The following is a 20,446-nucleotide window of genomic DNA, read 5'->3' as shown; positions in this document are numbered from 1 at the left end:
CGCGACCGGCGGACCGGCGGCGCGCTCGGCGATCAGCCGTCGCCCCCGCCCCCGTCGCGGGGCTACGCGGACTCGTGACCGGCGTTCTGGTTGATGCGGTCTATCGCCTGCCGGGCCTGTTCGGCCGGCGGTCGCGCGGGCAGCGAGGAGACGGAGCCCGAGGCGGTGACGGCCGCGGGCGGCGCGGTGGGCGGCTTCGCGTGCGCGGCCGACCGTACGGAGCGCAGCCGGTGGCTCACGGCCTCGTCGAGGGTCACCGGACGCTGCAGGCGCGCCGCGAGCCGTCCGGCCTCCTGGCCGAGCGCGGCCACGTCCTCCCAGGGGAGGTGCACCACCAGGGCGATCTCCGCCTCGCCGTCGGGCAGGGCGTGCATCGGAGGAGTAACTCGGTCGTTCATCGCCTGTGTCCTCACGTCTTCCTCGCGTCACGTCTGCGTCGCGGCGCGGGCGGTTGAGGAGACATACGCACAGGGGCGCGACAGCGTTCAGTGGCACGGGGAGGAGCGCGAGCCGGGGCACGCGCCCCGCAGGTGACGGCGTGCGTGCCCCCTGGGGGGTGCGGATACCCGCGGCGCATCCAGGGCACTACTTCCTTGTGGTCATACCCGTCCATGACGTGAACCCGGTGCGCAGCACGCCCTACGTGACGTATGCCCTGATCGCCGCCAATGTCCTGGTGTTCCTCTACACCCCCGGTCTCGCCGGGTCGGTGGCGGGTGACAGCGGACTGTCCCAGCTGTGCCATCTACAGGCGTTCCTGGACCACTACGCCGCGGTGCCACAGGAGTTGATCCACCACCAGATGCCCCCGCTCGCGCCCACCGGTGAGGTCGGGGCCGGCGTACACGGGCCCGGCTGCCTGGTGAGCGCGCCGGACTACGACAAGTCGCCGCCGCTCTCCGTGCTCACCGCGATGTTCCTGCACGGCAGTTGGCTGCACCTGCTCGGCAACATGCTCTTCCTGCTGATCTTCGGCAACAACATCGAGGACCGCCTGGGGCACGTGCGCTTCGCGCTGTTCTACGTGGCGTGCGGGTACGCGGCCGGATACGGCTTCGCGCTCCTCAACGACAGCTCGGCGGACCCGCTGCTCGGTGCCTCAGGGGCGATCGCCGGGGTGCTCGGCGCCTACCTGGTGCTCTATCCGAGGGCCAGGGTGTGGGTCCTGGTGCCGTTCCTGGTCTTCCTGCCGCTGCGCCTGCCCGCCTGGCTCGTGCTCGGCTTCTGGTTCGCGCTGCAGGCGGTGTACTCGTCGGGCGGCGGCGTCTCCACCGCCGGGACCGTCGCGTACGAGGCCCATGTGGCCGGTTTCCTCGCGGGCATGCTGCTGGCCTGGCCGCTGCGCCGGGGCACCCCGCCACCGCCGGAGCCGCGCAGCCTGCTGTGGGGCAGACAGGCGCGGCACGGCTGGTGAGACGTCAGCGCGCCGTCAGGGTGTGGACGTCCTCCACGAGCCGGGTCAGCGCGTCCGGGTCCATGCTCGGCAGGACGCCGTGGCCGAGGTTGAAGATGTGGCCCTCCAGACCGGCGGCGGCGTCGAGCACCTCGCGGGTCTTGGCCTCCACGGCCTCGGTGGACGAGAAGAGGACGGCCGGGTCCAGGTTGCCCTGGAGCGCCTTGCCGGGGCCGACCCGGCGTGCGGCCTCGTCGAGCGGCACGCGCCAGTCGACGCCGACCACGTCCGCGCCCGCCTCCCCCATCAGACCGAGGAGTTCGCCGGTGCCGACGCCGAAGTGGATGCGCGGGACGCCGTACCCGGCCACGGACTCGAACACCTTGGCGGACGCGGGCATCACCGAGCGGCGGTAGTCGGCGGGCGCCAGGGCGCCGACCCAGGAGTCGAAGAGCTGCACGGCGCTCGCGCCCGCCTCGATCTGCACCTTGAGGAAGGCGGAGGTGATCTCGGCGAGGCGGTCGAGCAGGTCGGCCCACAGCTGCGGGTCGCCGTACATCAGCGACTTGGTGTGCTCGTGGTTCTTGGACGGACCGCCCTCCACGAGGTAGCTCGCGAGAGTGAAGGGCGCGCCCGCGAAGCCGATGAGGGGCGTCTCACCCAGCTCGGCCGTCAGGAGCTTGATCGCGTCGGTGACGTACGAGACGTCGTCGGGGGTCAGATCACGCAGCTGCGCCAGATCGGCGCGGGTGCGGATCGGCTTCTCGACGACCGGGCCGACGCCCGGCTTGATGTCGAGGTCGACGCCGATGGCCTTCAGCGGGACGACGATGTCGCTGAAGTAGATCGCCGCGTCCACGTCGTGCCGACGCACCGGCTGCATGGTGATCTCGGCGACCAGCTCCGGCCGCATGCAGGACTCCAGCATCGGAATGCCTTCGCGCACCTTGAGGTACTCGGGCAGCGAGCGACCCGCCTGCCGCATGAACCACACCGGGGTGTGCGGCACGGGCTCGCGCCTGCACGCCTTGAGGAAGGCGGACTCGTACGTGGCTGTCGGCGGCTGGCCCGCGGCGGGGCGGTCATTGGCACTCACGACGGAAAGTCTCCCACGCCCCGGGTGCCCCCAGGTGCCGGGCTCCGCGGCGCACGCGCACCCCGGCCCCGGCGCCCGGACCGGCTCGTTCGCGCGGTACGAACCGGACAGTGGTCCCACGCACGGGTGTCTCTCCCTGCGCGCGGGCCCAGTTCCCCTTAATCTTCCCCGCATGGCTGCGGCTCAGGGACGACTGTCGGACGGCACTGGGGGAATGGACGATGCCAAGGAGGGGGACCAAGATGCGAAGGAGACTGCTCCGTTGCCGTTCCGGGCCGCCGTCGACGCGCTGAAGGGGGCACGGCTGCGTCCGGAGATCGAGATCGACCCGACGCGTCCGCCACAGCGTCTGGCCCCGTACTCGTACGCGCTGGAGGCCGCGGTCGTCGACGAGGACGAGGATCTCGCGGACGGCCGGCTTGTCCTGCTGCACGATCCGGCGGGACACGAGGCATGGCAAGGCGCCTTCCGTCTGGTGACACTGATCCGCGCCGAGCTGGAGCCGGAGATGGCCACCGACCCGCTGCTCCCCGACGTCTCCTGGTCGTGGCTGACCGGCGCGCTGCAGGCCCGCGGGCTGTCGTACGGGGAACCGAGCGGCACCGTCACCCGGGCGAGCTCGCACTACTTCGGGGGGCTGTCCGAGCGTCCGTCCGCGTCCCAGATCGAGATCCGCGCCTCGTGGACGCCACGCGAGGGACTGGGCGGCGTACCGGACACGGCCGCGCATCTCGCCGCCTGGTGCGATCTGCTCTGCCAGATCGCGGGCCTGCCGCCGGCCGGACCGGGCGACGCCTCGGTGGTGACACTCCCGCAGCGCCGGGACCCCCACGCGCGCTGAACACGCGGCGGTGAACACTCGCCGGGGCACTCGCCGAGCCGCTCACCGCACCCCGGCCGTCCCGCCGCCCCCTCGCCGCACCGTTCCCCCTCACCCCGCACCGCCCGCCACGCCGTCCCCGCACCGCTCAGCTCCGGGCAGCCAAGCACTCACCGCCCCCATGCAGGGCGGCACTTTCTTGTGCGCGGACTGATGGGCGGACCGTGGGCGGGTCGTGGGTGGAATGCGAGCGGACTGTGAGTGTGCTGCGGATGTGCTGTGGGTGTGCTGTTCGCCGACTGGGCGAGGAAGGGACACGGACAGGTGCGCGAGCGCCACACTCCTTGCCGAACTCCTTGCCGAGGCTTTGTCGATACGGCCACTTTCAGCCGTGTCGTGACACGGAACGACTCGGTTCGATCTTCGGATGATCGATCGCGTGTCCGAATTGCACGGATTGTTACTCACCAAATCGTGATCATTCTCTAAAGGAGAACGGGTTTGGTGCCGAAGACGTCTGTGACCTTGAAAGCACGGTTCGTCCCGGCTTCATCCCCAGAGCCGGTCCCGTCCCGCACCCCAGGAGGCCTGGTGTCCGTTCTCCTCGAGCAGCCCGCAAGCCTGGTCGCCTACCGCCCGAACAAGCCGACCGCCATGGTGGTCGTGGCCGACCCACGGGTCCGTTCCACCGTCACACGCCACCTCTGGGCGCTCGGAGTGCGCGACGTCATCGAGGCGTCGTCCGTCGCGGAGGCCCGCCCCCGAATCGGCAACCCGCGCGACATCTGTGTCGCCGACGTCCACCTTCCCGACGGCAGCGGGCTCACCCTGCTGTCCGAGACCCGGGCGGCCGGCTGGCCCAACGGCCTCGCCCTCTCCGCCGCCGACGACATCGGCGCCGTACGCAATGCCCTCGCGGGCGGCGTCAAGGGCTATGTCGTCACCGGCACCCGCACCAACGTCGGGCTCCCCACCCGGCCGGGCGCCGCGCCCATCGGCTCGGCCGCCGCCCGCATGCACCGCCGCCCCCCGGGTGCCCCGAGCCACCCGGGCGGCTACCGCGAGCTCTCCGGCCGTGAGGTCGAGGTGCTCCGGCTGGTCGCGGAGGGCCAGTCGAACAAGGCCATCGGCGTCTCCATGGGCCTGTCCGCCCTGACCGTCAAGAGCCACCTCGCCCGCATCGCCCGCAAGCTCGGCACGGGTGACCGCGCCGGCATGGTGGCGGTGGCCCTGCGGACGGGGATCATCCACTGACCCGCGTACGAGAACACCCGACCGCACCCCGTCCACCCGTTCGTGAACGCGATCTTTCACCGACCTGACTGGTTTACGACCCTCATACGCCCGTCGACGGAACGTTCCGTCGGCGGGCGTAGTCCATACACGGATACCCTTGACAGGTGACCGACGCCCAAGAGACCGCAGCAGACAGCTCACTGCGAACCACCGGAGGCGGCCCTCCGGACGACGTCGAATCGGCGCCGATCCCTTTGCTCGAGCCGCGAGAGGGCATTCCGCCCGTCGTGGCCGACGAGACCTCGCTCGCCGAGGTGATCGCCGCGTTCGCCGCCGGATCCGGCCCTGTGGCCGTCGACGCCGAACGCGCGTCCGGCTACCGGTACGGCCAGCGCGCGTACCTGGTGCAGTTGCGCCGTGAGGGCGCGGGCAGCGCCCTGATCGATCCCGTCGCCTGCCCCGACCTGTCGGGGCTCGGCGAGGCGATCTCCGGAGCGGAGTGGGTGCTGCACGCCGCCACCCAGGACCTGCCCTGCCTCCGCGAGATAGGCATGGTGCCGACACGGCTGTTCGACACCGAGCTGGCCGGCCGTCTCGCCGGGTTCCCCCGGGTGGGCCTCGGCGCGATGGTCGAGGGCGTCCTCGGCTTCGTCCTGGAGAAGGGGCACTCCGCGGTCGACTGGTCCACGCGTCCCCTCCCGGAGCCGTGGCTGCGCTATGCCGCGCTCGACGTGGAACTGCTCGTCGACCTGCGCGACGCCCTGGAGAAGGAGCTCGACCGACAGGGCAAGCTGGACTGGGCCCAGCAGGAGTTCGACGCGATCGCGCAGGCCGAGCCCGCGCCGCCGCGCAAGGACCCCTGGCGCCGTACGTCCGGGATGCACAAGGTCCGCCGCCGCCGTCAGATGGCGGTCGTACGGGAGCTGTGGGAGACCCGGGACCGGGTCGCCCAGCGCCGCGACGTCTCGCCGGGCAAGGTCCTCGGTGACGCGGCGATCGTCGAGGCCGCGCTCTCCCTGCCGCCCAACGTGCAGGCCCTGTCCGCGCTGAACGGCTACGGCCACCGCATGGGGCGGCGCCAGCTGGAGCAGTGGCAGGCCGCGGTCGACCGCGCCAAGGCGCTGCCCGACGCCGAGCTGCCGCAGCCGGGGCAGCCGGTGACCGGCCCGCCGCCGCCCCGCGCCTGGGCCGACAAGGACCCGGCCGCCGCCGCCCGGCTCTCCGCCGCGCGCGCCGCCGTGTCGGCGCTGGCCGAAGAGCTCAACATGCCGCAGGAGAACCTGATCACCCCGGACACCGTGCGGCGGGTGTGCTGGGAGCCGCCGACGGCGCCGGACGCGGAGTCCGTGGCCGCCGCGCTCGCCGGGTACGGTGCCCGGCTCTGGCAGGTCGAACAGGTGACGCCGGTCCTGGTGACCTCGCTGTCCACCGGGGACTGACGGGCCAGGACACTGACGGGCCAGGGCCGCACGGGAGACCGGCCCGCGCTCCTCCGGGGCGCGGGGCCGCCCTCCACCCCGTCGCGCGCGCCGTTCCCCCACGTGGCCCCGAGCGTGCCGGGATCACCCCGAGACGGGTCCCGGCCGGCCCGGCGAACCGGAACAGCGACGTCGATATCACGCCAAGATCTCCGGACGGCGCTCGGACGAAGAGGGACGAGTCGCCCGTCGTGGCGAGCGGTCCCTGCACTGGAGCGACGGTCCCGGGCGCGAGTCCTGGCCCCCACGCGGCGCTCCCGCACGGCCTCGCCCCCGTGTGACGTTCGCCGCTCCCGGCGCCGGGACTGGGCAGGGTGGTTACTCGTAAGTAGCATGGGGAGGTGAGCGCGCGCTCAGGCGTGTGCGCCGCGCAGCAGTGCCATCCCGCATCTGGAGGAGAGCCATCGTGCCTCGTACCGTCAGGGACGTCGTCTTCGTCGACGGCGTCCGCACCCCGTTCGGCAAGGCGGGCCCGAAGGGCATCTACCACGAGACCCGCGCCGACGACCTCGTCGTGAAGGCCATCCGGGAGCTGCTGCGCCGCAACCCGGGGCTCGACCCGAAGAAGATCGACGAGGTCGCCATCGCCGCGACCACGCAGATCGGTGACCAGGGTCTGACGCTGGGCCGCACGGCCGGCATCCTCGCCGGGCTCCCCCAGTCGGTGCCCGGCTACTCCATCGACCGCATGTGCGCGGGCGCGCTGACCGCCGTCACCAGCACCGCGGGCTCCATCGCCTTCGGCGCGTACGACGCCGTCATCGCCGGCGGTGTGGAGCACATGGGCCGTCACCCCATGGGCGAGGGCGTGGACCCGAACCCGCGGTTCGTCAGCGAGAAGCTGGTCGACGAGTCCGCCCTCTTCATGGGCATGACCGCCGAGAACCTGCACGACCGCTACCCCACGATCACCAAGCGGCGTGCCGACGAGTACGCGGTGCGCTCGCAGGAGAAGGCCGCCAAGGCGTACGCCAACGGCAAGATCCAGCAGGACCTGGTGCCGGTCTCGGTGCGCAACACCAACGCGGAGGTCGGTGAGACGGGCTGGGGCCTGGTCACCGCCGACGAGCCGATGCGCCCTGGGACGACGCTGGAGAACCTGGCGGGCCTCAAGACGCCCTTCCGCGTCCACGGCCGGGTCACCGCGGGCAACGCGGCCGGTCTCAACGACGGTGCCACCGCGTCGATCATCGCCTCCGAGGACTTCGCCCGCGAGCACGACCTGCCGGTGCGGATGCGCCTGGTCTCGTACGCCTTCGCGGGCGTCGAGCCGGAGGTCATGGGTTACGGCCCGATCCCCGCGACCGAGAAGGCCCTCGCCCAGGCCGGCCTGACGATCGAGGACATCAACCTCTTCGAGATCAACGAGGCCTTCGCCGTCCAGGTCCTCGCCTTCCTGGAGCACTACGGCATCGCCGACGACGACGCCCGCGTCAACCAGTACGGCGGCGCCATCGCGTACGGCCACCCGCTCGCCTCCTCCGGCGTGCGTCTGATGACGCAGCTGGCCCGCCAGTTCGAGGAGCAGCCGGAGGTCCGTTACGGCCTCACCACCATGTGCGTCGGCTTCGGCATGGGCGCCACGGTGATCTGGGAGAACCCGCACCACAAGGACGCCGGAGGCGACAAGTGAGCACCACCGAACTCCTCAAGGGCGCGGCCGAGCTGTTCCCCGACGAGGTCGTGACGTCCGCGCACGTACGTCACCTGGACCTGCCGTTCGGTGCGGGCCGTTTCGCGCTCATCACCCTCGACAACGGCTTCGACCACACCAAGCCGACCACCTTCGGCCCGGCTTCGCTGGCGAACCTGAACGCCGCGATCGACCAGGTCGAGAAGGAGGCGGCGGCCGGCGAGATCATCGGTGCCGGCGTCACCGGCAAGCCGTTCATCTTCGCGGTCGGCGCCGACCTCAAGGGCGTCGAGCTGCTGAAGAGGCACGAGGACGCGCTCGCCATCGGCAAGGGCGGCCACGAGGTCTTCAAGCGGCTGTCCGCGCTGGCGGTGCCGACCTTCGCGTACTACAACGGCGCGGCGATGGGCGGTGGCGTCGAGGTCGGTCTGCACTGCACCTACCGGACCGTCTCCGCGGCCCTGCCGGCCTTCTCGCTGCCCGAGGTCTTCCTCGGTCTGGTCCCCGGCTGGGGCGGCTGCACGGTCCTGCCGAACCTGATCGGCGCCGACAAGGCCGTCTCGGTCATCATCGAGAACTCGCTCAACCAGAACAAGCAGCTCAAGGGCGGCCAGGTCTACGACCTCGGCATCGCCGACGCGCTGTTCGAGGGCGCGGACTTCCTGGAGCAGTCGCTCCTGTGGACGGCCGCCGTCCTCAAGGGCGAGATCGCCGTCGAGCGCCCGGCGATCGACCGCGGCGAGGCCTGGGACCAGGCCGTCGCCCGCGGCCGGTCCATCGCCGACAGCAAGGTGCACGGAGCCGCCCCGGCCGCCTACCGCGCGCTGGACATCATCGCCGCGGCCAAGGACGGGGACCTGCAGAAGGGCTTCGACGCCGAGGACACGGCGCTCGCCGACCTGATCATGGGTGGCGAACTGCGTTCCGGCATCTACGCCTTCAACCTGGTCCAGAAGCGCGGCAAGCGTCCGGCCGGCGCGCCGGACAAGTCCCTCGCGCGCCCGGTCACCAAGGTAGGCGTCGTCGGCGCGGGCCTGATGGCCTCGCAGCTCGCCCTGCTCTTCCTGCGCCGCCTCGAAGTACCCGTCGTCCTGACGGACATCGACCAGGAGCGCGTGGACAAGGGTGTGGGCTACGTCCACGCCGAGATCGACAAGCTGCTGCTCAAGGGCCGTGTCAACAAGGACAAGGCCAACCGCCTCAAGGCCCTGGTCTCCGGTGTGCTGGACAAGGCCGAGGGCTTCTCCGACGCCGACTTCATCATCGAGGCCGTCTTCGAGGAGATCGGCGTCAAGCAGCAGGTGTTCGCGGAGGTCGAGGCGGTCGCCCCGGCGCACGCGATCCTCGCCACCAACACCTCCTCGCTGTCGGTGACCGAGATGGCGTCGAAGCTGAAGAACCCCGAGCGGGTCGTCGGCTTCCACTTCTTCAACCCCGTCGCGATCCTCCCGCTCCTGGAGATCGTGCGCGGCGAGCAGACCGACGACGCCTCCCTGGCCACGGCGTTCGCCGTCGCCAAGAAGCTGAAGAAGACCGCGGTCCTGGTGAAGGACGCCCCGGCGTTCGTCGTCAACCGCATCCTCACCCGCTTCATGGGCGAGATCCAGAACGTCATCGACGAGGGCACCCCGGTCGCGGTCGCGGAGAAGGCGGTGGAGCCCCTGGGCCTGCCGATGTCCCCGCTGGTCCTTCTCGAACTGGTCGGCCCCGCGATCGGCCTGCACGTCTCGGAGACCCTCAACCGGGCCTTCCCGGACCGTTTCACGGTCTCCGCGAACCTCGCGGCCGTGGTCAAGGCGGGCAAGCGCGGCTTCTACGTCTACTCCGCCGAGAACGGCTTCAAGCCGGAGCTGGACCCCGAGGTCGCCGCGCTCCTCCAGCAGGGCGACTCCGTCCTCGGCGAGGAGCAGGTCCGTGACCGCGTCCTGGACGCCGTCGCCCAGGAGATCGGGCTCATGCTGGACGAGGGTGTCGTCGCCGAGGCGCAGGACATCGACCTCTGCCTGATCACCGGCGCGGGCTGGCCCTTCCACCTGGGCGGTATCACTCCGTACCTGGACCGTGAGGGCGTCTCCGAGCGCGTGAACGGGAAGCGGTTCCTGGAGACGGGCGTGGCCTCCGTCCCCGCGTAGGCGCTCCGCTGCTCTTCCGGGTGCCCCGTACGCCTTCCTGGTGTGCGGGGCGCCCGTGCGTTCGCGCTCCCCGGCCGCCCGGTCCGCCCGGTCCGCTTCTTCGGGTGCGGGTGGTGGGGGCCGGGCGCGGCGTTCCCCGGGCCCCTGAGGGGCGCTCCTGGCGGCCGGCGTTCGAGGACCGGGCGGTCAGACCGGGCGCCATGCCTCCAGGGCCAATCCCGGCTCGTCCTTGCGGCGGGTCAGCAGCAGTTCGTCCGCGCCCGGCGTGAGGGCTGCCGCGACCACCCGGCCGTCCTCGTCCTGCGCCATCGACACCGTCGCGCCGGCGGGCAGCCGGGGACCCGACTCGGTCCACCAGGCCCCCGCCGACTCCTGCTCGGTCGGGTACGCGGCGAACGCGATCCGTCCGCTCGTGGAGCACTGCGCGAGCAACGTGCAGTCGAAGCCGTCGAGTTCGCAGCGGATGACGGACACGGGACCGGGCCCGACGGACGGCAGCAGCCGTACGGGCTTGGCACCCGGCCGCCAGGCGCACAGGTCACCCGCCTCGTCGGTGTAGAAGAGCGTGCTGGACCCGGACGACGTCGCGAGCGCCCGCAGGGTGCCGGGGCGTATCGACGCCTCCAGGGCCTCCTCCATGACCGGTCGCGCGCCCGGCTCCTCCTGGCGCCAGTGCAGGATCCCGTCCGGGACCGCCGCGAACAGCTCGACGAGTCCGGACTCCCCCGTCACGGCCGCGAGATCGTCCCGTACGGCGCTTCCCTTGAGGTCGCGCCACGGATCCCAGCCGCCCTTCTCCTTCTGGGCGACCATGCTCACCCCGCCGCCGCTGTTGCGCACGAAGACATGGGCGCGGCCCCGGCCGTCGACCGTCACGGCCGGGTCGCCGGTCCGGTCACCCTTCTTGTTGGGGTGTCCGATCGGGGTCCAGTCGAGGGCGGACAGCCGCGGCCGGAAGTGCGTGGAGTGGACGAGCCCCGACTCCCCGGTCACCGTGGGGCGCCAGGAGACGAGGTGGGTATAACCGTCCGCGCCCTGGCCGACCGCGAGCACGGGGTGCAGGCGCTGGTCGCCGCCCACGGTGCGCGCGGGGTCCCAGGAACCGCCGGGCCCGCGCTCCGCCCGGCAGAGGACGGCGGCTTGCGACAGCAGGTAGACACTGAGCCTGCCGTCGCGACCGCGTATGAGCCATTCGCCGTTCACCGGTTCACTCTAAGCCGGGGCCCTGTGACCCTCACCAGGGGCCCGGCAGCCATCGGTGAGCGGCGGCGGCGCGTGCGACCCTGGCCCCATGGACGACCCCCTGCTCGTGATCATCGACGGTGCCAATGTCGTCGGCTCCGTGCCCGACGGCTGGTGGCGCGACCGCCGGGGCGCCGCGGAGCGGCTGCGGGACCGGCTCGCCGGGGAGGGGCTGCCGGGCCACGAAGGACCGGTGGAACTCGTCCTCGTGGTCGAGGGCGCGGCCAGGGGCGTGGAGTCGGTGGCGGGCGTGCGGGTCGAGGCGGCTCCCGGCAGCGGGGACGACCACATCGTGGCGCTGGTGTCGGAGGCCCGTGACCGCCCGCGCCTGGTCGTCACGGCGGACCGTGAACTGCGACGCAGGGTCACCGCGGCGGGCGCCGGGGTGACGGGGCCGCGGGCGGTACGGGGCGGATCCTGAACCGTACGGCCGCGCCCGGGACGCGAGCCGTACGGGTCGGTACGGGGGCGGCACGGGGTCGGTACGTGACGTCGGTGCTCAGGACGGCCGGCCCGCGGCCCGATGACGTCCTGCCGTCCGCACGGGTCCCTCGCGCCCGGTCGTCCCACCCGCGTGGTCTGATGGCGCCCTGGCGCCCGCACACGGCCCGTACGCGGCCCGTACGCGGTCCCGCCCGCCGCGGGTGCGGCGGGGCCCCGACGACGCCTCCGCGCGCCATCTGGTCAGTCCTGGGCGCCCGTACGCGTGTACAGCACCGCCCCGTCCACGGTGCCCGCCTCCTCGTACCCCGCGGCCAGCAGCCGGCGCAGCGACGGCACCCGGTCCGGCGCGTACGGGCCGCCGCGGGAGTCGTCGACGACGAGGACCGGCGGGCGGGCCGTCAACTCCGCCCGGAACACCGGCCAGGCGCCCTCGACGGCGTACTTCTCGCCGACTTCCGGTCCCTCGCGGCCCCCGCTGTAGTTGGTGAGCAGACCCGCGGTCAGATAGCGGGTGGCGGGGGTGCGGTCCGCCAGCCAGTAGGTCTCCGGGTGTATGCCCCACACGAGCACGCGGTCCCCGGGCCGGGTGCGTTGGGCGACGGCGGCGGCGAGGCGCTGGGAGTGGGCGAGTTCGGGGCGCGGCGCGAGCAGACCCCAGGCGAGGAACAGCGCACAGCAGCAGACCGAGGTCAAGACCGCGGCCGGCAGGCGCTCGCGGGGCAGGATCTGCAGCGCGGCGGTCGCCAACAGCACTGCGGGCGGGAGGAGTTGCAGGTAGTAGTGGCCGAAGAAGTGGAAGCCGGCCAGGACGGCCGCCGCCGACGAGCCGAGCCACAGCCACAGGTCGGCCGAGCCCGTACGGGCGACCCGCAGCATCCGCAGGACCGGCGGGATCAGCCCCGCGCAGGCCACCGCCAGGATCGCCGCGTTGACCAGCCCCCGGCCCAGGACGTGGAGTTCGGAACCGGTGAAGGAGGCGTAGGCCCCCGAGCCGGTGACGGTCCAGAACAGCAGGCCCGCAGGGTCGGTGAGCAGTGCCGCGGCCGCCACCGGGGCGAGGACCCCGGCTCCCGCGCGCAGCAGTCCTCTTCGGGGGGACTCCGCGTGGCGCCACAGCAGCCAGAGCACCGGTACGAGTACGGCCAGGCCGGTCTGCTTGACCAGGAACGCGCAGGCGACGGCGGTTCCGGCCCCACCCCAGCGGCGCCGGTCGGCGCACCACATCGCGGCGGCCGTGCAGGGCAGTATGAACACCTCGAAGGTGGCGGCCTGCGCGTCCTCGGGGTTGAGTCCGATCGACACCAGCGCGTACAGCACGCCCGCCGTGCGCCCGGCCCGGTCGCCCCAGCGGCGCCGGGCCAGGGACGCCAGCAGCACGGCGGTCGACAGCTGGGCCACCAGCGCCAGCACCCTGACGGATGTCAGCGACCCGGAGCCGAACACCGCGAAGGCGCCTTCGTACAGCCACGGCACGAGCGGCGGCTTGCGGTCCACGACCGTCCGGTAGAGCTCTCCCCCGCCCGCCAGTATCCGGGCCTGCACGGCGAGATAGCCCTCGTCCGGGTTCCACAGGGGCCGTACGAAGGAAGGGATCCGGGTGAGGGCGACCAGCACCGCGAGGACGGGCAGCAGCCGCCTCCAGTAGCCGCCGCCCTGCATCCGGGACCCGGTGGCGGTGGGTGGTGTTTCCAGGAGCCCGGCGCGCATACGGTGCACGCTATCCGGCCCCGCACCCCCGACCGGAGCAAGCGCCACCCCTCGGCGGGCCGCTCACGCCCCGTTGGATCCCGGCGCCTTCCCCGCCCCGCCCTCCTCGGCCTTCAGCTGCAGCCCGAGACGGCTGTGCGAGCGTCCGTACAGGAAGTAGACGACGCAGCCGATCGCCATCCAGATCAGGAACCGCAGCCAGGTCTCCGTGGGCAGGTTCAGCATCAGCCACAGTGAGGCGAGCACCGACAGCGCCGGGACCAGCGGCACCAGCGGCGTGCGGAAGGCGCGGTGCAGGTCGGGGCGGGTGTGGCGGAGGATGATGACGCCCGTCGCGACGACGACGAAGGCGAAGAGCGTGCCGATGTTGACCAGTTCGGCCAGTTCGCTCAGGCTCGTGAAGCCCGCGAGGATCGCGATGATGACGCCCAGCAGGATGGTCGGCCGGTGCGGGGTGCGGAACCTCGGGTGGACGCGGGAGAAGAACCGCGGCAGCAGCCCGTCGCGGCTCATCGCGAAGAAGACCCGGGTCTGGCCGAGGAGCAGGATCATGCAGACCGTGGTCAGTCCGACGGCGGCTCCGAAGCTGATCACGCCCGCGTACCAGGGGTGCCCGGTCGCCTTGAAGGCGTCGGCGAGCGGGGCGTCGATCGACAGCCGGGTGTACTTCTGCATGCCAGTGACGACGATCGACACGGCGACGTAGAGCGCGGTGCAGATGAACAGGGAGCCGAGGATGCCGCGCGGCATGTCCCGCTGCGGGTTCTTGGTCTCCTCGGCGGCGGTGGCCACGACGTCGAAGCCGATGAAGGCGAAGAAGACGACGGAGGCGGCGGTGAAGATGCCCATCACGCCGAAGTTGGTGGGTGTGTAGCCGGACAGGAGCTGGATGAGCGGGGCGTTGAGGCTGCTGCCCGCCGCCTGCGCCTGCGCCTTGGGGATGAAGGGCTCGTAGTTGTCGCCGACGATAAAAAAGGCGCCGGCGACGATCACGATCAGCACCACGGTGACCTTGATCGCGACGACGACCGTGGTGACCCGGGCGGACAGCTTCACGCCGATGACCAGGATGGCCGTGAGCACCAGCACCAGCGCCGCGGCGAGGATGTCGAACCCGAACCCGCTGGCCCCGTCGCGCCCGCTGAGGTAGTCGGGCAGATGCCAGCCGGCGTTGTCCAGCAGTGAGCGCACGTACCCGGACCAGCCGACGGCGACCACCGCCGTGCCGAGCGCGAACTCCAGTACCAGGTCCCATCCGATGATCCAGGCGGGCAGCTCGCCGAGCGAGGCGTACGAGAAGGTGTAAGCGGACCCCGCCACCGGGACCGTGGACGCGAACTCCGCATAGCACAGCGCGGCCAGGCCGCAGACGACGCCCGCCACGACGAACGCGAGCGAGACCCCGGGACCCGCGTTCTCCTTGGCGACCTTGCCGGTCAGGACGAAGATGCCGGTGCCGATGATGACACCGACGCCGAAGACCGTGAGGTCCAGAGCGGACAGCGACTTCCTGAGTGCGTGCTCCGGCTCCTCGGTGTCCAGGATCGACTGTTCGATCCTCTTGGTCCTGAAGAGGTTGCTGCTCACGGGCCTACCTCCACGCTTGACGTCCTCGACATGATCGAGGGGGCGTGTACGGCGCATGCCCCGGCGCGGACGGATTCACGCGAACGGGCCGGTTCCACCACCCGTACAGGGTGCTGGAACCGGCCCGATGGGCCTGCGGCCCGGGTGTCAGTCGCGCGCGGGCTCCACCGAGTCCACGGCGTGCGCGGCGGTGCGCTCGAAGCGCCCGTCGAGCTTGGCGACGAGGCCGGTGACCTGGCGGGCGATGTCCGGGGCGGTCAGACCGATCTCCGTCATGACCTCGGCGCGGGAGGCGTGGTCGAGGAAGCGCGGCGGGATGCCGAAGTCGCGCAGCGGGACGTCGACCCCCGCGTCGCGCAGGGCCTGCGCGATCGACGAGCCGACACCGCCGACGCGCGAGTTGTCCTCGACGGTGACGACCACCCGGTGCTGCTCGGCGAGGGGCGCCATGGCCTCGTCGACCGGCTTGACCCAGCGCGGGTCGACGACGGTCGTGGTGATGCCCTGCTTGTCGAGGAGACCGGCGATCTCCAGGCACATCGGCGCGAGCGCGCCGACCGAGACGAGGAGGACGTCCGGGATGTCGGTACCGGCCTCGCGCAGGACGTCCATGCCGCCGATCCGGCCCACCGCGGGCACGGCCGGGCCGACCGCGCCCTTGGAGAAGCGGACCACCGTCGGCGCGTCGTCGACCTCGACGGCCTCGCGCAGCTGGGCGCGGACCTGCTCGGCGTCGCGCGGTGCGGCCAGCCGGAGGCCGGGGACGACCTGGAGGATCGACATGTCCCACATGCCGTTGTGCGAGGCGCCGTCGGTGCCGGTGACGCCCGCGCGGTCCAGGACGAAGGTGACACCGCACTTGTGCAGGGCCACGTCCATCAGGACCTGGTCGAAGGCGCGGTTGAGGAAGGTCGCGTAGACGGCGAAGACGGGGTGCAGGCCGCCGGTGGCGAGGCCGGCCGCGGAGACGGCGGCGTGCTGCTCGGCGATGCCGACGTCGTACACCCGCTTGGGGAAGGCCTTGGCGAACTTTTCGAGGCCGACCGGCTGGAGCATGGCGGCCGTGATGGCGACGATGTCCTTGCGCTCCTGGCCCAGCCTGACCATCTCCTCGCCGAAGACGGAGGTCCAGTCGGCACCGGAGGAGGCGATCGGCAGGCCCGTGTCGGGGTGGATCTTGCCGACGGCGTGGAAACGGTCCGCCTCGTCCTGCAGGGCGGGCTGGTAGCCGCGGCCCTTCTCGGTGAGGCAGTGCACGATGACCGGGCCGCCGAAGCGCTTGGCGCGGGCGAGCGCCGACTCCAGGGCCTCGATGTCGTGGCCGTCGATCGGGCCGACGTACTTCAGGCCGAGGTCCTCGAACATGCCCTGCGGGGCGATGAAGTCCTTGAGGCCCTTCTTGGCGCCGTGCAGGGTCTCGTAGAGCGGCTTGCCGACGACCGGTGTGCGCTCCAGGAGGTCCTTGCCGCGGGCGAGGAAGCGCTCGTAGCCGTCCGTGGTGCGCAGGGTCGCCAGGTGGTTCGCGAGGCCGCCGATCGTCGGGGCGTACGAACGCTCGTTGTCGTTGACGACGATCACCAGCGGGCGGTCCTTGGCGTCCGCGATGTTGTTCAGGGCCTCCCAGGCCATACCGCCGGTCAGCGCGCCGTCACCGATGACGGCGACCACGTGGTCGTTCCTGCCGAGGACCTCGTTGGCCTTCGCCAGGCCGTCCGCCCAGCCGAGGACCGTCGAGGCGTGCGAGTTCTCGATCACGTCGTGCTCGGACTCGCCCTGCGAGGGGTAGCCGGACAGGCCGCCCTTCATCTTCAGCTTCGAGAAGTCCTGACGGCCGGTGAGCAGCTTGTGGACGTAGGACTGGTGACCGGTGTCCCACAGCACCCTGTCCTTGGGCGACTCGAAGACGCGGTGCAGCGCGATGGTGAGCTCCACGACACCGAGGTTGGGGCCGAGGTGGCCGCCGGTCTTGGAGACCGCGTCGACGAGGAAGGTCCTGATCTCGCCGGCCAGCTGGTCCAGCTGCTCCAGGCTGAGCCGGTCCAGATCGCGCGGTCCCGTGATGCGGGTCAGCAGCGGCACCCGTGCCTCCTTGCAGGTAGAGCTGTTCGAGCTTTGCCGGGCTTGTCGAGTCTAATGTTCCGCCTTTTCGCCCGGCGCCCGGCCCCGGGGGTCCATGTCACCCGTTCGGAGTACCCGGGTGGGGACATGACTGTGCCCGGCACCAGTGGTGGTGCCGGGCACAGGTCCGGGAGGGCCGCGACGGCGGGCCCTGCCCGTCAGCCGCTACGCGCGCCCGGCCGACTTCTGGGTCTTGCGGGTCACCGCGTCGATGACGACGGTGGCGAGCAGCACACCACCGGTGATCATGTACTGGACCGGCGAGGCGATGCCCTGCAGGGCCAGGCCGTACTGGATCGAGACGATGACCAGCACACCGAGCAGCGCGTTCCAGGTGCGGCCACGGCCACCGAAGAGGCTGGTGCCACCGATGACGGCCGCCGCGATGGCGTTCATCAGCAGGTCACCGCCGCCCGCGCCCTGGTTGGCGGAGGCGATCTTCGAGGCGATGAACAGACCGCCGATGGCGGCGAAGGTACCGGAGATCGCGAAGACCGAGATCCGGACCATCTCGACATTGATACCGGCACGCCGGGAAGCCTCGACGCTGCCACCGAGCGCGAAGATCTTCCGGCCGTACGCGGTGCGGCGGAGCACGAAGTCCGTGACCAGGAGCACCGCGATGAAGATCACCACGGCCAGCGGGAGACCCTTGTACTGGTTGTAGGTGATCGCCACGGCGAAGGCGACGACCGCCAGCAGGGCGGTGCGCAGGATGATCTCGCTCAGCGGCTGGGACGGTACGCCCGCGGCCTCACGGCGCTTGTTGCTGAAGAACGAGGTGAGGAAGAACACCGCGGTGACGCCGATGGCGAGCACGTAGGCGGCGGCCACATCGGTGAAGTAGTAGCTGGTCAGCTTGGCCACGAGGCCCTCGCTGTCCAGGTTGATGGTGCCGCTGCTGCCGAGGATCTGGAGCATGAAGCCGTTCCAGAACAGCAGACCCGCCAGGGTGACGGCGAACGCCGGCACACCGATGCGCGCGAAGACGAAACCGTGGATCGCGCCGGCGACCGTGCCGGTGAGGATGGCGAGCACGAAGGCCAGCCACTCGTTCATGCCGTGCGTGACGTTCAGTACCGCGAAGGCGGCACCCGCCACACCGGAGACCGAGCCGACCGACAGGTCGATCTCGCCGAGCAGCAGGACGAAGACGATACCGACCGCGATCATGCCCGTGCCGACCATGGCCACGGAGATGTCGGACAGGTTGCCCGCGGTGAGGAAGTTGGAGTTCAGGCTCTGGAAGATGATCCAGATGATGATCAGGCCGATGACGACCGGCATCGAGCCGAGGTCGCCGGCCTTCATCTTGCGCTTGAACTCGGACACGTAGCCCGCGAGGCCCTGCTCGCGGACGAGGAGCCGGGGGTCGACCGCGGTGACCGCCGCGGCGGCCGCCTCGGGGTTCTCCACGGCGTGGTCCTCGGGGGTCTCAGAGGTCTTGTCGATGCTCACTTCTGAGCCTCCCCATTGCTGCGCGCCGCACGACGGGTCACGGCGTTCTCCGTGGCGCCCGTGATGGCGGAGATGATCTCTTCCTGCGAGGTCGACTTGACCTCGAAGATGCCGTTGTTGCGCCCGAGGCGCAGGACGGCGACCTTGTCGGCCACGGCCTTGACGTCCGCCATGTTGTGGCTGATGAGGATGACCGCGTGGCCGCGCTCGCGCAGCCGCTCGACCAGGTCGAGGACCTGGGCGGTCTGCTCGACACCGAGGGCCGCGGTGGGCTCGTCGAGGATGACGAGCTTGGGCTCGCCGAGCATCGAACGGGCGATCGCCACGGTCTGGCGCTGACCGCCGGAGAGCGAGGCGATCGGGATACGGACGCTGGGAATGCGGATGGACAGCGTGTCCAGCAGCTCGCGCGAGCGGCGCTCCATCTCGACCTCGTCCAGGATGCCGCGCTTCTTCAGCTCCCGGCCCAGGTAGAGGTTGCCGACGACGTCGATGTTGTCGCAGAGCGCGAGGTCCTGGTAGACGGTCGCGATCCCGAGGCCCTGGGCGTCCTGCGGCTTGTTGATGTGGACGGACTTGCCGTCCCACTCGATGGCGCCTTCATCGATGGGGTGCACACCGGCGATCGTCTTCACCAGTGTGGACTTTCCGGCACCGTTGTCGCCCACCAGGGCGACCACTTCGCCGGCGTGGACCTCAAGCTCGACATCGGTGAGCGCCTGGACGGCACCGAATCGCTTGGAGACCCCGCGCAACGCCAGAACAGGCGTAGCGGACACGTTAACCATCTCCTTCGCCGCCTGACCCGGCGGGAGGTTGTGCAGAAGTTTGTGGAGTGTTCCGTCCGGCGCCCCGCCCTAGCTTTGCGGGGCTGATGGATGCGGGGCGCCGGAGGGGCTTTGGATCACGCAGGTCCGGCAAGGGAATTCAGGTCCGAATTCCCTTGCACGGTCGAAGACCTGCGGCGGCTTACTTGATGCCGAGCGCGTCGCACTTGGCCTTGTAGGCGCCCGTGCAGATCTCGCTGATCGAGTAGACGCCGTCCTTGATGACGGTGTCCTTGATGTTGTCCTTGGTCAGCGAGGTGACCGGGACGAGCACCGAGGGGACGGCCTTCGTGGTGAGGCTGTCGACCTTGTCCTTGGCAATCGTGGAGAGCGACTTGCCCTGGGCGAGCGCGACGGCCATCTCGGCGGCGGCGTCGGCCTCGGGGGCGTACGGCTTGTAGACGCTCATGAACTGCTCACCCGTGAGGATGCGCTGCACACCCGCGAGCTCGGCGTCCTGGCCGGTGACCGGGACGGAGATGCCGGCCGCCTTGAGGGCGGTGATGATACCGCCGGCCATGCCGTCGTTGGCGGAGTAGACGCCGACGATGTTCTTCTTGCCGAGGGCGGTGATGGCGCCCTCCATGTTGGCGTTGGCGTTCTCCGGCTTCCAGTCCTTGGTGTCGTACTCCTTGCCGACGTTCACCTTGCCGTCGAGGACGGAGTGGGCTCCGGCCTTGAACTGGGCGGCGTTCGGGTCGGTGGACGAGCCGTTCATCATCACGATCTTGCCGGACTTGGCCTTGGCGCCGAGGGCGTCGAGAAGCGCCTGGCCCTGGGTCTTGCCGACCGTCGTGTTGTCGAACGAGGTGTAGCCGTCGATCGGGCCCTGCGCGAGGCGGTCGTAGGCCACGACCGGGATGCCGGCGTCCTTGGCCTTCTGGACCGAGCTCTTGATCGCAGCGGCGTCCACAGCATCGACGATCAGGACGTCCACCTTGTTGGTGACCATCGTGTCGACCTGCTGGTTCTGCGTGCTGGCGTCCTGCTTGGCGTTGGCGTAGACGACCTCGCCCTTGTTGTTCGTGAGCTCCTTGATCTTCTTCTCGATCAGGGGCTTGTCGAACTTCTCGTAACGCGCGGTCTGGTTCTCGGGAAGGAGCAGACCGACCTTGATCGCGTCGCCCTTCTTGGCGGAGCTAGAGCTGTCGCTCTTGTCGCTGGACTCCTTGGCACTGCCACAGGCGGCCAACGAGACGGCCATCGCACCAGCGGCAACGGCAACGGCGGCACGACGCATACGCGTGTTCACTTCAGAAACCTCCCTGACGAGGC

At 70.9% G+C, this 20,446-nt stretch carries 16 protein-coding genes; 7 read left to right on the top strand and 9 right to left on the bottom strand.

Translation table 11 applies throughout. The annotated features are described in order from the left end of the window. Nucleotides 1-62: 62 nt before the first annotated feature. The gene (locus ACFVTC_RS31850) at nucleotides 63-398 is read right to left on the bottom strand and encodes a hypothetical protein (RefSeq protein WP_356280861.1); all 336 of its coding nucleotides are present in this window, start codon (nucleotides 396-398) and stop codon (nucleotides 63-65) included. A gap of 197 nt (nucleotides 399-595) precedes the next feature. Here ACFVTC_RS31850 and ACFVTC_RS31845 point away from each other — a divergent pair, with 197 nt between their 5' ends. After that, the gene (locus tag ACFVTC_RS31845) at nucleotides 596-1,414 is read left to right on the top strand and encodes a rhomboid family intramembrane serine protease (protein ID WP_390132037.1); all 819 of its coding nucleotides are present in this window, start codon (nucleotides 596-598) and stop codon (nucleotides 1,412-1,414) included. Between the two features lie 4 nt (nucleotides 1,415-1,418). Here the strand turns inward: ACFVTC_RS31845 and hemE are convergent, their stop codons facing one another. Then, nucleotides 1,419-2,489, bottom strand: a complete 1,071-nt coding sequence (hemE, locus tag ACFVTC_RS31840; protein WP_390131919.1) for a uroporphyrinogen decarboxylase — start codon at nucleotides 2,487-2,489, stop codon at nucleotides 1,419-1,421. 214 nt (nucleotides 2,490-2,703) lie between these two features. Between hemE and ACFVTC_RS31835 the strand changes: the two genes are divergently transcribed. The 5 genes from ACFVTC_RS31835 to ACFVTC_RS31815 all read left to right on the top strand — a co-directional run bounded on the left by ACFVTC_RS31835 (nucleotide 2,704) and on the right by ACFVTC_RS31815 (nucleotide 9,788). Continuing rightward, complete coding sequence (locus tag ACFVTC_RS31835; protein WP_390132035.1) at nucleotides 2,704-3,330, top strand: DUF3000 domain-containing protein; 627 nt, start codon at nucleotides 2,704-2,706, stop codon at nucleotides 3,328-3,330. Nucleotides 3,331-3,900: 570 nt separating this feature from the next. Then, on the top strand, nucleotides 3,901-4,563 hold the full coding sequence (locus tag ACFVTC_RS31830; protein ID WP_019073943.1) for a response regulator transcription factor: 663 nt from the start codon (nucleotides 3,901-3,903) through the stop codon (nucleotides 4,561-4,563). Nucleotides 4,564-4,709: 146 nt separating this feature from the next. Further along, nucleotides 4,710-5,984: an HRDC domain-containing protein gene (locus ACFVTC_RS31825; protein ID WP_390131918.1), complete on the top strand. Its 1,275-nt coding sequence runs from the start codon at nucleotides 4,710-4,712 to the stop codon at nucleotides 5,982-5,984. A 445-nt stretch (nucleotides 5,985-6,429) separates the two neighbouring features. Further along, nucleotides 6,430-7,656: a thiolase family protein gene (locus ACFVTC_RS31820; RefSeq protein ID WP_390131916.1), complete on the top strand. Its 1,227-nt coding sequence runs from the start codon at nucleotides 6,430-6,432 to the stop codon at nucleotides 7,654-7,656. Next, nucleotides 7,653-9,788: a 3-hydroxyacyl-CoA dehydrogenase NAD-binding domain-containing protein gene (locus ACFVTC_RS31815; protein WP_390131915.1), complete on the top strand. Its 2,136-nt coding sequence runs from the start codon at nucleotides 7,653-7,655 to the stop codon at nucleotides 9,786-9,788. The genes ACFVTC_RS31820 and ACFVTC_RS31815 overlap by 4 nt, the downstream gene beginning before the upstream one ends. A 186-nt stretch (nucleotides 9,789-9,974) precedes the next feature. On the opposite strand, the gene ACFVTC_RS31810 is transcribed toward ACFVTC_RS31815, so the two are convergent. Next, entirely contained in the window at nucleotides 9,975-10,991 is a 1,017-nt protein-coding gene (locus ACFVTC_RS31810; RefSeq protein ID WP_390131913.1) for a hypothetical protein, read from the bottom strand. Nucleotides 10,992-11,079: 88 nt separating this feature from the next. Here ACFVTC_RS31810 and ACFVTC_RS31805 point away from each other — a divergent pair, with 88 nt between their 5' ends. Then, complete coding sequence (locus tag ACFVTC_RS31805) at nucleotides 11,080-11,451, top strand: NTP pyrophosphohydrolase (protein WP_390131912.1); 372 nt, start codon at nucleotides 11,080-11,082, stop codon at nucleotides 11,449-11,451. Nucleotides 11,452-11,714: 263 nt separating this feature from the next. On the opposite strand, the gene ACFVTC_RS31800 is transcribed toward ACFVTC_RS31805, so the two are convergent. The 6 genes from ACFVTC_RS31800 to ACFVTC_RS31775 form a co-directional block, all read right to left on the bottom strand. After that, nucleotides 11,715-13,181: an ArnT family glycosyltransferase gene (locus ACFVTC_RS31800; RefSeq protein ID WP_390131911.1), complete on the bottom strand. Its 1,467-nt coding sequence runs from the start codon at nucleotides 13,179-13,181 to the stop codon at nucleotides 11,715-11,717. Between the two features lie 63 nt (nucleotides 13,182-13,244). Next, the gene (locus ACFVTC_RS31795; RefSeq protein ID WP_390131910.1) at nucleotides 13,245-14,768 is read right to left on the bottom strand and encodes an amino acid permease; all 1,524 of its coding nucleotides are present in this window, start codon (nucleotides 14,766-14,768) and stop codon (nucleotides 13,245-13,247) included. Nucleotides 14,769-14,915: 147 nt separating this feature from the next. Further along, nucleotides 14,916-16,847, bottom strand: coding sequence for a 1-deoxy-D-xylulose-5-phosphate synthase (gene dxs / locus ACFVTC_RS31790; RefSeq protein ID WP_390131909.1), 1,932 nt, complete (start codon nucleotides 16,845-16,847; stop codon nucleotides 14,916-14,918). Nucleotides 16,848-17,051: 204 nt separating this feature from the next. Then, the gene (locus ACFVTC_RS31785) at nucleotides 17,052-18,344 is read right to left on the bottom strand and encodes a sugar ABC transporter permease (RefSeq protein ID WP_390131908.1); all 1,293 of its coding nucleotides are present in this window, start codon (nucleotides 18,342-18,344) and stop codon (nucleotides 17,052-17,054) included. Further along, nucleotides 18,341-19,132, bottom strand: a complete 792-nt coding sequence (locus ACFVTC_RS31780; protein WP_168530652.1) for an ATP-binding cassette domain-containing protein — start codon at nucleotides 19,130-19,132, stop codon at nucleotides 18,341-18,343. Before ACFVTC_RS31780 ends, ACFVTC_RS31785 begins: the two co-directional genes overlap by 4 nt. Nucleotides 19,133-19,313: 181 nt before the next feature. After that, nucleotides 19,314-20,411, bottom strand: coding sequence for a substrate-binding domain-containing protein (locus tag ACFVTC_RS31775; protein ID WP_390132034.1), 1,098 nt, complete (start codon nucleotides 20,409-20,411; stop codon nucleotides 19,314-19,316). Nucleotides 20,412-20,446: the final 35 nt, after the last annotated feature.

The organism is Streptomyces sp. NPDC057950, from assembly GCF_042887295.1.
Classification (GTDB): domain Bacteria; phylum Actinomycetota; class Actinomycetes; order Streptomycetales; family Streptomycetaceae; genus Streptomyces; species Streptomyces kaempferi.
Note: the sequence above shows the minus strand (reverse complement) of the source record. Positions and strands in the feature narration are given on the sequence as shown.